The organism is Pseudomonas sp. BNK-45 (assembly GCF_047456255.1).
Taxonomy (GTDB): domain Bacteria; phylum Pseudomonadota; class Gammaproteobacteria; order Pseudomonadales; family Pseudomonadaceae; genus Aquipseudomonas.
On the sequence record NZ_CP179909.1, the window covers coordinates 5,424,084 to 5,437,631 of the forward strand.

Here is a 13,548-nt window from a genome sequence, read left to right on the forward strand (position 1 = left end):
TTGTGAGGCTGATGCTATGGCGTTAGATTAAATAACTCAAATTCATCTTTTTCATGCCTTGGATAACCAACTGGAATGCAACCATGGACCTGGCCAACCTCAACGCCTTTATTGCCATTGCCGAAACCGGCAGCTTTTCCGGCGCCGGTGAACGCCTGCACCTGACCCAGCCCGCCATCAGCAAACGCATCGCCGGCCTGGAGCAGCAGCTCAATGTGCGGCTGTTCGACCGCCTGGGCCGGGAAATCGGCCTGACCGAGGCCGGACGCGCCCTGCTGCCCCGGGCCTATCAGATCATCAACGTGCTGGACGACACCCGCCGCGCCCTGACCAACCTCAACGGCGAAGTCAGCGGCCGCCTGACCCTGGCCACCAGCCATCACATCGGCCTGCATCGCCTGCCGCCGCTGTTGCGGGCCTTTACCCGGCGCTACCCGCAAGTGGCGCTGGACATTCAATTCCTCGATTCAGAGGTGGCCTACGAGGAAATCCTCCATGGCCGGGCCGAGCTGGCAGTGATCACCCTGGCGCCAGAGCCCCACAGCCTGATCAGGGCCAGCGCCGTCTGGGACGACCCGCTGGACTTCGTTGCCGCCCCGGAGCATCCGTTGGTCAGCAATGGCCAGGTCAGCCTGGCGGACATCGCCCTGCATCCGGCGGTATTTCCCGGCGGCAACACCTTTACTCACCACATCGTCCAACGCCTGTTCGAGGCCCAGGGCCTGACACCGAACATCGCGATGAGCACTAACTATCTGGAAACTATAAAGATGATGGTGTCCATCGGCCTGGCCTGGAGCGTGCTGCCGCGTACCATGCTCGATGATCAGGTGGCGCGCATCCCTTTACCGGGCATACAACTGCGACGCCAGCTAGGCTATATCCTGCACACCGAACGGACGCTGTCGAACGCTGCGCGGGCTTTCATGGCCCTACTGGATGCACAAGTCGATTGGCCAGGGAACCCGGCATAGCTTTTCCGGGTAGTGCCCGTGCCACGCCGCACCGCCATGAGTTCCTCGCGTAAAACGAATGACTCAGCTCAAGGCCTGACCCCCATGCCAAAACCCGCTGATCGTATTCCACCCATGCCGCGCATCCATGCCATCGACCCAAAGGAGTCGGAGCAAAGCTGGGAAAGCGCGCCACAACTGCTTGCCGCCCTCAATGGTGCTCGATTGGGGGCCTGGTATTGGGATATTGAAAGCGGGCAGATCAGCTGGTCCCGGGGCACCCAGGCGCTGTTTGGCTTCGACCCGCGCCAGCCGCTGCCGGAAAACCTCGAATACCTTGACCTGTTGCCCATCGAGGACCGGGCCAGGACAGTGCGCGCCTTTCATTCGGTGCTGGCGGGCGCCCCGCTGGAACACGCCATGCACCACCGCATTCGCTGGCCCGATGGCAGCCTGCACTGGCTGGAGATCAACGGCAGCGTACTGCCGGACAAGCACGGCAAACCCCGCATGATCGGGGTGATCCGCGAGATCACCCACCAGCGCCAACGCGAGGAAGCCCTCAGCAACTCGGAAAAGCGCTTCGCCACCCTGTTTCACCTGTGCCCCAATACGGTGCTGCTGACTCGCTTGGAAGATGGCCTGATCAGTGAGGCCAACCAGTACTTCGAAAGCCAGTTCGGCTGGCCCGCCGAACATGTGATCGGCCGTACCACCCTGGAGATCGGCCTGTGGGTCAATCCCGAGCAGCGCGCCCAACTGATCAAGGCCGTCCAGAAGAAAGGCCAGGCCGCGAGCCTCGAAGTGCAGTTCCGCGCCAGCAACGGCCAGATCCACAACGGCATCCTCAGCGCGCAGAAGATCGAACTGGAAGGCAAGCCCTACCTGCTCAGCACCTTTCTCGACACCAGCGAGCGCAAAAGGGCTGAACAGGCGCTCAAGGACAGCCAGGAACGCCTCGACCTGGCCCTGGACTCGGCACAACTGGGCACCTGGGACTGGCACATTCCCAGCGGCATGCTGTACGGCTCTGCGCGGGCCGCGCAATTGCACGGCCTGGCCCCGGCGCCCTTCCACGAATCCTTCGAGGCCTTTTTCGAGGGCGTACCCACCGAAGAGCGCGACAGCATGCGCGATGCCTATCGCAGCCTGCGCGAAGGCCCGGCGGGCAACTACCAGCTGACCTACCGGGTGCAACTGGCGGACGGCAGCTCGCGCTACCTCGAAAGCCGCGCCCGCCTCTATCGCGACGACTCGGGCAATCCCCTGCGCATGGCCGGGACGCTGCTGGACATCACCGAGCAGGTGGAGCGCGAACAGCGCCTGATCACCTCCGAGGAGAAATTCGCCAGTCTGTTCCAGGTCAGCCCGGACCCCATCTGCCTGACCCTGCTGGAAACCGGCCAGTTCATCGAGATCAATTCAAGCTTCACCCAGACCTTTGGCTGGACCCAGGACGACGTGATCAACCGCAGCGCCGAGCAGATCGGCTTCTGGGAGGATCCTGCCCCGCGCCTGCGGCGGATCGAGCAGGTGATTCGCGAACAGGCGCTGAACAACGTGGCGGTGATGGTCAACCACAAGGACGGCCATTCGCTGACCTGCATCATTTCCAGCCGCCTGATTACCGTCGACAAACAGCCGTGCATCGTCACCACGCTGCGGGACATCACCCAGCAGCAGCGCTCCGAGGCCGCCCTCAAGGCCAGCGAGGAGAAGTTCGCCAAGGCCTTCCACTCCAGCCCCGACGCCATCACCATCACCGAGCGCGAGACCGGCCGCTATCTGGAGGTCAACGACGGCTTCTGCCGCCTGACCGGCTACCGCACCGATGAAGTGCTCGGCCATACCATGTACCAGGTCGGCATCTGGGCCGAAGAAGGCCAGCTCGCCACGCTGCTGGCGGAACTCAGACTCAAGGGACGCGTGCACCACCTGGAAATGCTCGGGCGAAACAAGCGCGGGGAAATCCTCACCCTGGAGGTGTCGGTGGAGCCGATCATCCTCAACGAAACCCCGTGCCTGCTGCTCACCGCCCGGGATGTCAGCCTGCTGAAGAATGCCCAGGCGCAGATCCGCCACCTGGCCTACCACGACCCGTTGACCAACCTGCCCAACCGCGCCCTGCTGATGGACCGCCTGAGCCAGCAGATCGCCCTGCTCAAGCGCCACAACCTGCGGGGCGCCCTTTTGTTCCTCGACCTGGACCACTTCAAGCACATCAACGATTCCCTGGGCCATCCGGTGGGCGACACCGTGCTGAAGATCATCACCGCCAGGCTGGAAGCCAGCGTGCGCATGGAGGACACCGTGGCGCGCCTGGGCGGCGATGAATTCGTGGTGCTGCTCAGCGGCCTGGAAGGCTCGCGCAACGAGGTCAGCGAACAGGTACGGCACCTGGCGGGAACCCTGCGCGAACTGCTCTCGGAACCGATGTTCCTCGACGGCCAGCGCCTGCAGGTCACCCCCAGTATCGGCGTGGCGCTGATTCCCGATCACGGCTCGACCCCCACCGACCTGCTCAAGCGCGCCGACATCGCCCTTTACCGGGCCAAGGACTCCGGGCGCAACACCACGCAGATGTATCACAACACCATGCAGAAGGCCGCCAGCGAGCGCCTGCGCATGGAAACCGATCTGCGCCTGGCCCTGTCCCGCGGCGAATTCAGCGTGCACTTCCAACCCCAGGTCGACGCCCGCGACAACCGCATCGTCGGCGCCGAGGCCCTGGTGCGCTGGCAGCATCCGGAACTGGGCGCCCAATCACCGACCGAATTCATCAAGGTGCTGGAGGACAGCGGCCTGATCCTTGAAGTCGGCACCTGGATTCTCGATGAAGCCTGCCTGGCCTTCAGCCAACTGATGGAAGAGGGTCTGGTGGATCCTTATCACTTCAGCCTGTGCGTCAACATCAGTCCGCGCCAATTCCGCCAGACCGACTTTGTCGAGAAAATCGAACACAGCCTGACCGAGTACGCTTTGCCCTCATCGCTGCTCAAGCTGGAAATCACCGAGGGCATCGTGATCCAGAACCTGGACGACACCATCAGCAAGATGCGCCGCCTGAAAAAGCTCGGCGTCAGCTTCGCCATGGATGACTTCGGCACCGGTTATTCGTCCCTGACCTACCTCAAGCGCCTGCCGGTGGACACCCTGAAGATCGACCAGTCCTTCGTCCGCGACGCCACCCATGACCCCAACGATGCGGAAATCATCCGCGCCATCGTCGCCATGGCCCGCAGCCTGAACCTGAAGGTCATCGCCGAAGGCGTGGAAACCCCGCAGCAACTGGAGTTCCTCCAGGGGCTGGAATGCCATCTGTACCAGGGCTACCTGCACAGCCGGCCGCTGCCCCTCGGCGAATTCAAGAAACTGCTGAAATGACGGGCACGAAAAAGGGCGCCACCAGGGCGCCCTTTTTTTGCAGCGGTCTTAGTGTTGCAGAGCCGGCTGCTGCGCACCGTTGATCGGGATGCGCTTTGGCTTGGCCTCTTCCGGCACAACCCGCAGCAGGTCGATGTTCAACAGACCGTTGCTCAAGGCCGCGGCCTTGACCTCGATATGGTCGGCCAGGCGGAAGGACAGCTTGAATGCACGCTGGGCAATGCCCTGGTGCAGGTAGGTGACACTTTCATTGGCATCACGCTTGCCACCGCTCACGGTCAACACGCCTTTCTCCACTTGCAGTTCCAGGTCTTCTTCCTGGAAACCGGCAGCCGCGATGACGATGCGGTATTGGTCGTCGGCGTGTTTTTCTACGTTGTAGGGTGGATAGCTGCTGCCCGGCTCATTGCGCAACGCCGATTCGAACAGGTCGTTGAAACGGTCGAAGCCAACAGAGGAACGGAACAGTGGAGCCAGGGAAAATGCAGTACTCATGGGTCTATCTCCTGATATTTCAGCGAGTGGTTATCTCCGCGACCCGAATTCGGCGTCGCGTACCCAAGAGATAGGGATCGGCCCTGGCATTTCAAGAGCCCTTTTTTGAATTTTTTTACGCCGCCTCGCTGCGCGGTACACCCAGCAGGCGCCCCACCTGGTCCAGGTCGGTTTCCCGGCGCAGAGCGGTAAACAACTCCACCGCCTCCGGGTAGTTGCGGGTCAGCATGGCCAGCCACTGCTTGAGCCGCCCCGGCGCCGAACGCGGCGTCAATTGCACCACCACCTGGGCCCAGAAGTCCTGGAGCAGGGGCTGCAGATCGGCCCAGGACATGGCCACCACCTCTTCGCCCGCCCGGGCAGCGGCGATCTGTCGTGCCAGGTCCGGACGCGACACCAAGCCTCGGCCGAGCATGATGTCCTCGACACCACTGATCTCCCGGCAGCGCCGCCAATCCTCGACGCTCCAGATATCACCGTTGGCGAACACCGGCACCTTGACCACCTCCTGGACCCGGGGAATCCACTCCCAGTGAGCCGGCGGCTTGTAGCCGTCGACCTTGGTCCGGGCGTGAACCACGATATGCTCGGCACCGCCCTCGGCCAAAGCGGTCGCACACACCAGCGAGCCGTCCGGACTGTCGAAACCCAGCCGCATTTTTGCCGTGACCGGAATGTGCGCCGGCACCGCGCGCCGCACATGCTCGACGATCTGGTTCAGCAGCTCGGGCTCCTTGAGCAGCACCGCGCCGCCCCGGGACTTGTTGACGGTCTTGGCCGGGCAACCGAAGTTCAAATCGATAACCTCGCTGCCCAGCTCACAGGCCAGCGCGGCGTTCTCGGCCAGACACACCGGATCCGAACCCAGCAACTGCACGCGCAACGGCACACCGGCAGCGGTATGCGCACCGTGCAGCAACTCGGGAGCGAGCTTGTGGAAATAGGCAGGCGTCAGCAGACGGTCGTTGACGCGGATGAACTCGGTGACACACCAGTCGATCCCGCCAACACGAGTCAACACATCCCGCAGGATGTTGTCGACCAACCCTTCCATGGGCGCCAGGGCAATTTGCATGAAACACACTCAACGAAAAAACGGGCGAAAAAACGTCCGCCAGTTTACTGGGTTTCGCCCTTGAGCAGGAGTTTTGTCGGGGCCTGCAGGTCGCGAACGAGCCTTGGTGGACGCCTTCGTTACGCTACGGGCACAGGCAGGCGTCAGGCGCCTTGCAGGGCCGGGCCGTAGCCTTCGAGGAACTCGGCGGGCATGCGCTTGGGTTTGCCGCTGGACAGCTCGATGCAGACGAAGGTGGTCTGAGCCCGCAACAAGGTGCTGCCATCGCTCGGGCGAACCAACTGGAAACGCCGGGTCATCTTCAGACGCTGATCCCAATCGACGATCCAGGTGGCCAGTTGCAACTCATCCCCTTCGTAAGCCGCAGCCAGGTAGTCGATCTCGTGTCGCACCACGGCCATCGCCCGATCCAACCGGCGATACTCCGCCAGGTCCAGCCCCAGGCGCTGGGAGTGCCGCCAGGCACAACGCTCCAGCCACGAGACATAAACCGCGTTGTTGGCGTGCCCCAGTCCATCGATATCCTCGGCCGCCACCTGCAGATCGATGACGAATGGCGTTGCCAGATCCCAACTCATGCCCGACTCCCGGTCAGATTTTTGACCGGGGCAGTGTAACGGATGCTCAGGCGGATTGGCGCGCTTGCAGATGACGCCCCGCGACCAGGGCAATCACCGCTTCGACCACCCGCGGATCGGCCAGCACCCGCTGATGACCACCCTCGCTCAAGCGCAACAGGCGACTGTCGAACCAGGCTTGATGGATCAGCTCCGACTCCTTGACCGGCACGAAGCGATCATCCTCCGCGTGAACGATCAGGCCAGGCATGTCCAGTTGATACTGGGCCACATCCAGGCTCGCCGCGCGCATGCCGACCTCTTTCTCCACCTGACGAATAAAGGCCGAACGCGCCCTGGGCGGCAAGCCCATGTATCGGGCGAAACCTCGCAATACGCCGAGGATGCGGGCGGGCGCGGCAATGCTGACCAGGGTTTCGCTACGCAGCCCCAATTGCACCGCGAGCATGGCGCTGGCACCCCCCATGGAATGGCCGATCACTGCACGCAACGGCGGCAACTCTGCTGCGGCCTCCAACATCGCTCGGGCGAACAGCACCACATTGGCCTCATCCCCCGGAGAGCGACCATGGGCCGGCCCCTCCAGCGCCACCGCGGTATAACCGGCCGCCACCAGCGCCTCGATCAGGCTGGCGAACTGGGTGGGTCGCCCTTCCCAGCCATGCATCAGCATGACCGTTGGCCCCTGCCCCCAACGCAAGGCAGAAAGCCCAAAGCGCAGGGTCAGTCGCTCGGCGCGCTCCAGCAGCGGCAGCTCCCATTCCCGCGGCGGCAGCTCGCGAGGCGTCATGAACAGCTGGCGCATCCGATTCGCCGCCCATTGAGGCGCCACCCAGCCAAGGGTGCCATTGACGCCACGAATCCAGCTCAATCCGTTCATCTCTCGCTACCTCGCAACCGAACTTCAGGTCATTGAATTGCCGACTTGGCGGCACGCAACAAACGATCGGACAACTCCCCCGGGCCCAGGGCCCGCGCCAGGGATAGCCCTCCCACCATCAACGCCATGTCCGCCAGAGCCTTGTCCGTGTCCTCCGGGCAAGTGGCCAACTGCGCCACCATCAACTCCATGTGTTCAGTCAAGGCCTTGCGGAAACTCTCGGGCAAGCGCCCAAATTCGCCCACGGACGCCGGAATCGGGCAGGCCTGTTCCGTCGAATCGCGATGCTTGCGCGACAGGTAGAAAGCCGCCGTCAGCGCCCTGCGCTCCTCGCCACTGAGGCTTGAGTCCATCTCGTCGAGCAAGCCTCGACGATGGGAGAGCAATTGGGTGAAGGCTTCGAGCATCAACGCATCCTTGCTCTCAAAGTGCGCATAGAAGCCGCCCACGGTCAGCCCGGCCGCGCCCATGACTTCCCCCACACTGGGCTCTGCCGGGCCCCGCTGAATCAGCGCGGAACTGGCGGCCTGGAGAATGCGTTCGCGGGTTTGAGCTTTTTTGTCGTTCATCGTTGCCTCCGAATATTACGGAAAAAATATTATACTCATAATAATTTTCCGCAAGTCGCCAGTGTGACCATCGGTCAGAAGTACAGGTTCAGGAAGAAAGCGGGAGCTGGCTGGGCGCAAGAAAAACAAAAGGGCCATTCAATAATTGAATGACCCTTAAAAATCCCGCAGAGCGGGTAATCGTGGCGTCCCCTAGGGGACTCGAACCCCTGTTACCGCCGTGAAAGGGCGGTGTCCTAGGCCACTAGACGAAGGGGACACAAACCTTCTGACAGCTGACCAGCGCTGAGCACTGGTCGATTCAAGGCCGGTGTGGCCAGACCTTGAACTGTAAAAATTGGTGGAGCTAGACGGGATCGAACCGTCGACCTCTTGCATGCCATGCAAGCGCTCTCCCAGCTGAGCTATAGCCCCGGATTTTCGCCTCGCGGCGCAGCGACATCTTGCAACATCGCTTGTGTGAAACTGGCGTCCCCTAGGGGACTCGAACCCCTGTTACCGCCGTGAAAGGGCGGTGTCCTAGGCCACTAGACGAAGGGGACACAAACCCTTCTAAACAACTGATCGGCGCTGAGTACCGATCGATTCAAGGCCGGTGTGGCCAAACCTTGAACTGTAAATTGGTGGAGCTAGACGGGATCGAACCGTCGACCTCTTGCATGCCATGCAAGCGCTCTCCCAGCTGAGCTATAGCCCCGGATTTTCGCCTCGCGGCGCAGCGACATCTTGCAACATCGCTTGTGTGAAACTGGCGTCCCCTAGGGGACTCGAACCCCTGTTACCGCCGTGAAAGGGCGGTGTCCTAGGCCACTAGACGAAGGGGACGCAAACCCTTCTATACAACTGACCAGTGCTGAGTACTGATCGATTCAAGGCCGGTGTGGCCAGGCCTTGAACTGTAAATTGGTGGAGCTAGACGGGATCGAACCGTCGACCTCTTGCATGCCATGCAAGCGCTCTCCCAGCTGAGCTATAGCCCCTCGTCGGTGAGGACGGGGCGAATCTTAAGGGGGGATCTGAAGGCTGTCAATTTTTTTTCCGCTTTTTGAAAAAAAATTTGCCGGGATAACAACCACTTACCGCCCCGCCCCGAAAACCCTGGCTTTTGCGGCTTTGTCGACCCGCATCAACCCCCGCAAAAGGTTCGTTACAGGCCGACAGAAAACGCCAAGGGCGACGATCAAACCGTCTGCGCCTGGATTTCAAGCGTAGCCGAAAAGATCGCCGCCCTTGGCGCAACCGTCCTGCAAAGGCGTCTTAGCCGATGGCGCCCAGCAGTTTTTCCCATTCCTTGTTCTCTTTCTTCGACACACCACCGAGCAGATCGATGGCCTGACGCAGACGGAAACGCGTCAGGTCCGGCCCCAGAATCTCCATGGCATCGAGCACCGATACAGAACTGGCCTGGCCAGTGATGGCCGCGAACATCAGCGGCATGGCGTCGCGCAGCTTCAGTTCCAGGGATTCAACCACTGCCTGAATGGTCGCGGTGATGCTGTCTTTCTCCCACTGACGCAGGCTTTCGAGCTTCCACAGGATCAACTGCATCAGTTGCCGCACCTGATCACCCGAAAGTTTCTTGGATTCGAACAACTTGGCATCCGGGGTCACACCACCCGCGAAGAAGAAGCCGGCCAACGGTGCGATCTGGCTGAAGGTCTCGACCCGGCCCTGCACATGGGGCGCGATCTTCATCAGGTACTCGGGGTTCAGCGCCCAGGTCTGGACCCGGCTGGCGAACTCTTCCACCGGCAGATCCCGCAGCCACTGGCCATTGAGCCAGGACAGCTTCTCGATATCGAAGATCGGCCCACCCAGGGATACCCGCGACAGGTCGAAGTTATCGACCATTTCCTGCAACGAGAACTTCTCGCGCTCGTCCGGCATCGACCAGCCCATGCGCCCCAGGTAGTTGAGCATGGCCTCGGGCATGAAGCCCATGCGCTCGTAGAAGGTCACCGAGGTCGGGTTCTTGCGCTTGGACAGCTTGCTCTTGTCCGGGTTGCGCAGCAGCGGCATGTAGCACAGCTGCGGCTGCTCCCAACCGAAGTATTCGTACAGCAGGATCAGTTTCGGCGCCGAAGGCAGCCATTCCTCACCACGCAGCACGTGGGTGATGCCCATCAGGTGGTCATCGACCACGTTGGCCAGGAAGTAGGTCGGCAGGCCGTCGGTCTTCATCAGCACTTGCATGTCCATGCGATCCCACGGGATCTCGACGTCGCCACGCAACATGTCCGGCACCACACAGACGCCTTCGGTCGGCACCTTCATGCGGATCACGTGAGGCTCGCCGGCCGCCAGGCGCCGGGCCACTTCTTCCTTGGACAACAGCAGCGCACGGCCGTCATAACGCGGGGTTTCGCCACGAGCCATCTGCTCGGCACGCATCTGGTCCAGCTCTTCGGCGGTGCAGAAGCACGGGAAGGCGTGGCCCAGGTCCACCAGTTGCTGGGCGTACTTCTGGTAGATGTCACCGCGCTCGCTCTGGCGATACGGGCCGTGAGGACCGCCGACATCCGGGCCTTCGCTCCAATTGATGCCCAACCAGCGCAAGGCGTCGAAGATCTGCTGCTCGGACTCGCGAGTCGAGCGCAACTGATCGGTGTCTTCGATACGCAGAATGAACTCACCGCCATGCTGCTTGGCAAAGCAGTAGTTGAACAAAGCGATGTAAGCGGTACCTACGTGGGGGTCCCCGGTAGGCGATGGCGCGATGCGCGTGCGAACGGTGGTCATGGCTGGTCTCGAACAGATAGAAAAACGAGGAATAAAACAGGGGGCGAATGGTAACAGGCGACACCAGCACCGCTCCAGTGAGGAGGGCATTTAAGCCAAGGTTGCGACTACAGGCCGCTGCCAGCCCGCTGAATGGCCAATAATCAACAAGCGGCATTTACCACCCAGTGGCTATATGCCAGATTCGCCGGCTGATAGATTTCCTTACACTTTTCTCGACTACAGTCTGCCCATGCCTGCCCAACTCAAGCGTCGCCTGTTTGTTTTCCTGTCTCTGGTCCTGCTGATCGCCCTGGGACTGCTCGCCCATTGGTGGTTCCACGGCCGTTTTTATGAAACCACCGACAACGCCTACGTCCAGGGCGAAATCACCCGGGTTTCCAGCCAACTGAGCGCACGGATTGAAGAAGTGCGCGTGCAGGACAACCAGCACGTAGAGCAAGGCCAATTGCTGATACGCCTGGAAGGTCAGGACTTCCAGCTGGCGGTGGATCGCGCCCAGGCCGCCCTCGCCACCCGCGAGGCCGAACGCCTGCAGGCCCAGAGCAAACTGACCCAACAAGCCAGCCTGATCGCCGCCAGCCAGGCCCAGGTGGCATCGAGCCAGGCCAGCCTCGGTCGCTCGCAGATCGACCTGTTCCGGGCCCAGACCCTGCGCAAGCCCGGTTATGTCTCCGAAGAACGGGTCACCACCCTTTCCGCCGACAACCACATCGCCCGCTCCCAAGTAGCCAAGGCTGAAGCCGACCTGCAAGGCCAGCGCCAGCAGGTCAACGCCCTGAACGCCGAGATCAAGCGCCTCGACGCACAGATTGCCAATGCCCGGGCCGACCTGGCCCAGGCGCAATTGAACCTGAGCCGCAGCGAAATCCACGCCCCCATCAGCGGCATCATCGGCCAGCGTGCAGCGCGCAACGGCCAGGTGGTACAGGCCGGCGCCTACCTGCTGTCGATCGTTCCTGACCAGGACATCTGGGTTCAGGCCAACTTCAAGGAGACTCAGATCGGTCACATGCAACCCGGACAACAGGCCGAGCTGACCTTCGACGCCTACGGCGACACCCCGATCCAGGCCCGGGTCGACAGCCTATTCGCCGCGTCCGGCGCACAGTTCAGCCTGCTGCCACCGGACAACGCCACTGGCAACTTCACCAAGGTGGTACAACGCATTCCGGTAAAGCTGACCTTCGCCCCCGACACCCCCCTACAGGGCAAGATCCGTCCGGGCATGTCGGTCACGGTCAAAGTGAACGTCAAAGACCCTGTCGATGGCCGGTGATCAACTGCTGCACCCGCTGGCGGAGCCCAGCCGGCGCGACTGGATAGCGGTCATGAGCGCCATGCTCGGCGCCTTCATGGCGGTGCTCGACATCCAGATCACCAACTCCTCGCTGAAGGACATCCAGGGCGCCCTCTCCGCCACCCTTGAGGAAGGCTCGTGGATCTCCACCTCCTACCTGGTGGCGGAGATCATCATGATCCCCCTCACCGCCTGGCTGGTGCAGTTGCTCTCGGCCCGGCGGCTGGCGACCTGGGTTTCGGTGGGTTTCCTGATCGCCTCCCTGCTCTGCTCCATGGCCTGGAGCCTGGAAAGCATGATCGTGTTCCGCGCCCTGCAGGGCTTTACCGGCGGCGCGCTGATTCCCCTGGCATTCACCCTGACCCTGATCAAGCTCCCCGAGCACCACCGGGCCAAGGGCATGGCCATGTTCGCCATGACCGCCACCTTCGCCCCCTCCATCGGCCCGACCCTGGGCGGCTGGCTGACGGAAAACTGGGGCTGGGAATACATCTTCTATATCAACGTGCCGCCGGGCCTGCTGATGATCGCCGGCATGCTGTACGGCCTGGAAAAGAAGGAAGCCCACTGGGAACTGCTCAAAAGCACCGACTACACCGGCATCCTGACCCTCGGCCTGGGCCTGGGCTGCCTGCAGGTGTTTCTTGAAGAGGGCCACCGCAAGGACTGGCTGGAGTCGAACCTGATCGTGACCCTGGGCAGCATCGCCCTGGTCAGCCTGATCACCTTCGTCATCGTCCAGGTTTCCAAGCCCAATCCACTGATCAACCTGGGCATCCTGCGCAATCGCAACTTCGGCCTGTCGAGCATTTCCAGCCTGGGCATGGGGGTTGGCCTGTATGGCTCGATCTACCTGCTGCCGCTGTACCTGGCGCAGATCCAGAACTACAACGCCCTGCAGATCGGCGAAGTGATCATGTGGATGGGGATACCGCAGCTGTTCCTGATTCCGCTGGTGCCCAAGCTGATGCAGTTCATCTCGCCCAAATGGCTATGCGCCCTGGGGTTCGGCCTGTTCGGGCTGGCGAGTTTCTCGTCAGGCGTGCTCAATCCGGACTTCGCCGGACCGCAGTTCAACCAGATCCAGATCATCCGCGCCCTGGGCCAGCCGCTGATCATGGTCACCATCTCGCTGATCGCCACGGCTTACATACAGCCCCAGGACGCGGGCTCGGCGTCGAGCCTGTTCAACATCCTGCGCAACCTGGGAGGCGCCATCGGCATCGCCTTGCTGGCGACCCTGCTGGATGCCCGGACCAAGACCTATTTCGACTATCTGCGTGAAGCGCTGGTGCCCAGCAACCCGCAGGTGGCGGAACGCCTGGCGACCCTCACCGACAAGTTCGGCAGCGAGTCCGCGGCCCTTGGCAAGCTCAGCGAGATCACCCACCAGCAGGCGCAGATCATGGCCTACAACGACGCCTTCCATTTTGTCGGCATCGCCCTGGGCGTCAGCATGCTGGCGGTCCTGCTGACCAAGGCCCTGCCCAAGGGCTTGAAGGCAGGAGAAGCCCACTGACCCACGAATTGCCTGTAGGAGCTGGCTTGCCAGCGAATAGGCTCCCAACCCTTGCA

10 protein-coding genes and 6 tRNA genes are annotated in these 13,548 nt (G+C 62.0%); 4 read left to right on the forward strand and 12 right to left on the reverse strand.

Annotated features, from left to right (window positions below):
• The first annotated feature begins 83 nt into the window (after window positions 1-83).
• The gene (locus tag ACMGG8_RS24450) at window positions 84-974 is read left to right on the forward strand and encodes a LysR family transcriptional regulator (protein ID WP_060838401.1); all 891 of its coding nucleotides are present in this window, start codon (window positions 84-86) and stop codon (window positions 972-974) included.
• Between the two features lie 84 nt (window positions 975-1,058).
• Window positions 1,059-4,337 (forward strand): EAL domain-containing protein, encoded by a 3,279-nt coding sequence (locus ACMGG8_RS24455; protein WP_414158603.1) that lies wholly within the window; start codon window positions 1,059-1,061, stop codon window positions 4,335-4,337.
• A gap of 48 nt (window positions 4,338-4,385) precedes the next feature.
• On the opposite strand, the gene ACMGG8_RS24460 is transcribed toward ACMGG8_RS24455, so the two are convergent.
• The 12 genes from ACMGG8_RS24460 to gltX all read right to left on the reverse strand — a co-directional run bounded on the left by ACMGG8_RS24460 (window position 4,386) and on the right by gltX (window position 10,673).
• Window positions 4,386-4,832: an Hsp20 family protein gene (locus ACMGG8_RS24460; protein ID WP_060838399.1), complete on the reverse strand. Its 447-nt coding sequence runs from the start codon at window positions 4,830-4,832 to the stop codon at window positions 4,386-4,388.
• Between the two features lie 115 nt (window positions 4,833-4,947).
• Complete coding sequence (locus ACMGG8_RS24465; RefSeq protein WP_060838398.1) at window positions 4,948-5,907, reverse strand: tRNA dihydrouridine synthase; 960 nt, start codon at window positions 5,905-5,907, stop codon at window positions 4,948-4,950.
• Window positions 5,908-6,050: 143 nt separating this feature from the next.
• Window positions 6,051-6,485 carry an acyl-CoA thioesterase gene (locus tag ACMGG8_RS24470; RefSeq protein ID WP_060842998.1) on the reverse strand — a complete coding sequence of 145 codons (435 nt, stop codon included), beginning with the start codon at window positions 6,483-6,485 and terminating at the stop codon, window positions 6,051-6,053.
• Window positions 6,486-6,531: 46 nt separating this feature from the next.
• On the reverse strand, window positions 6,532-7,365 hold the full coding sequence (locus ACMGG8_RS24475; protein WP_060838396.1) for an alpha/beta fold hydrolase: 834 nt from the start codon (window positions 7,363-7,365) through the stop codon (window positions 6,532-6,534).
• A gap of 29 nt (window positions 7,366-7,394) precedes the next feature.
• Window positions 7,395-7,934, reverse strand: coding sequence for a TetR/AcrR family transcriptional regulator (locus ACMGG8_RS24480; protein ID WP_060838395.1), 540 nt, complete (start codon window positions 7,932-7,934; stop codon window positions 7,395-7,397).
• A 183-nt stretch (window positions 7,935-8,117) separates the two neighbouring features.
• Window positions 8,118-8,193: transfer RNA gene (locus ACMGG8_RS24485), tRNA-Glu, on the reverse strand.
• 79 nt (window positions 8,194-8,272) lie between these two features.
• Window positions 8,273-8,348 (reverse strand) — tRNA-Ala (locus ACMGG8_RS24490).
• Window positions 8,349-8,400: 52 nt separating this feature from the next.
• Window positions 8,401-8,476 (reverse strand) — tRNA-Glu (locus tag ACMGG8_RS24495).
• Between the two features lie 79 nt (window positions 8,477-8,555).
• A tRNA-Ala gene (locus tag ACMGG8_RS24500) sits at window positions 8,556-8,631 on the reverse strand.
• A gap of 52 nt (window positions 8,632-8,683) precedes the next feature.
• Window positions 8,684-8,759, reverse strand: a tRNA-Glu gene (locus ACMGG8_RS24505).
• Window positions 8,760-8,838: 79 nt separating this feature from the next.
• Window positions 8,839-8,914 (reverse strand) — tRNA-Ala (locus ACMGG8_RS24510).
• 277 nt (window positions 8,915-9,191) lie between these two features.
• Window positions 9,192-10,673 carry a glutamate--tRNA ligase gene (gene gltX, locus ACMGG8_RS24515; RefSeq protein WP_016965547.1) on the reverse strand — a complete coding sequence of 494 codons (1,482 nt, stop codon included), beginning with the start codon at window positions 10,671-10,673 and terminating at the stop codon, window positions 9,192-9,194.
• A gap of 232 nt (window positions 10,674-10,905) precedes the next feature.
• Here gltX and ACMGG8_RS24520 point away from each other — a divergent pair, with 232 nt between their 5' ends.
• Window positions 10,906-11,952 (forward strand): HlyD family secretion protein, encoded by a 1,047-nt coding sequence (locus tag ACMGG8_RS24520; RefSeq protein WP_414158604.1) that lies wholly within the window; start codon window positions 10,906-10,908, stop codon window positions 11,950-11,952.
• A complete protein-coding gene (locus ACMGG8_RS24525; protein ID WP_414158605.1) occupies window positions 11,942-13,492 on the forward strand; it encodes an MDR family MFS transporter in 1,551 nt (516 codons plus the stop codon). Before ACMGG8_RS24520 ends, ACMGG8_RS24525 begins: the two co-directional genes overlap by 11 nt.
• The last annotated feature ends 56 nt before the right edge of the window (window positions 13,493-13,548 follow it).

Bases quoted from the DNA above. Each gene is read 5' to 3' on its own strand.
- gltX (WP_016965547.1), bottom strand. From the start codon at position 10,673: ATGACCACCGTTCGCACGCGCATCGCGCCATCGCCTACCGGGGACCCC.
- ACMGG8_RS24525 (WP_414158605.1), top strand. From the start codon at position 11,942: ATGGCCGGTGATCAACTGCTGCACCCGCTGGCGGAGCCCAGCCGGCGC.
- ACMGG8_RS24465 (WP_060838398.1), bottom strand. From the start codon at position 5,907: ATGCAAATTGCCCTGGCGCCCATGGAAGGGTTGGTCGACAACATCCTG.
- ACMGG8_RS24480 (WP_060838395.1), bottom strand. From the start codon at position 7,934: ATGAACGACAAAAAAGCTCAAACCCGCGAACGCATTCTCCAGGCCGCC.
- ACMGG8_RS24475 (WP_060838396.1), bottom strand. From the start codon at position 7,365: ATGAACGGATTGAGCTGGATTCGTGGCGTCAATGGCACCCTTGGCTGG.
- ACMGG8_RS24520 (WP_414158604.1), top strand. From the start codon at position 10,906: ATGCCTGCCCAACTCAAGCGTCGCCTGTTTGTTTTCCTGTCTCTGGTC.
- ACMGG8_RS24450 (WP_060838401.1), top strand. From the start codon at position 84: ATGGACCTGGCCAACCTCAACGCCTTTATTGCCATTGCCGAAACCGGC.
- ACMGG8_RS24470 (WP_060842998.1), bottom strand. From the start codon at position 6,485: ATGAGTTGGGATCTGGCAACGCCATTCGTCATCGATCTGCAGGTGGCG.
- ACMGG8_RS24460 (WP_060838399.1), bottom strand. From the start codon at position 4,832: ATGAGTACTGCATTTTCCCTGGCTCCACTGTTCCGTTCCTCTGTTGGC.
- ACMGG8_RS24455 (WP_414158603.1), top strand. From the start codon at position 1,059: ATGCCAAAACCCGCTGATCGTATTCCACCCATGCCGCGCATCCATGCC.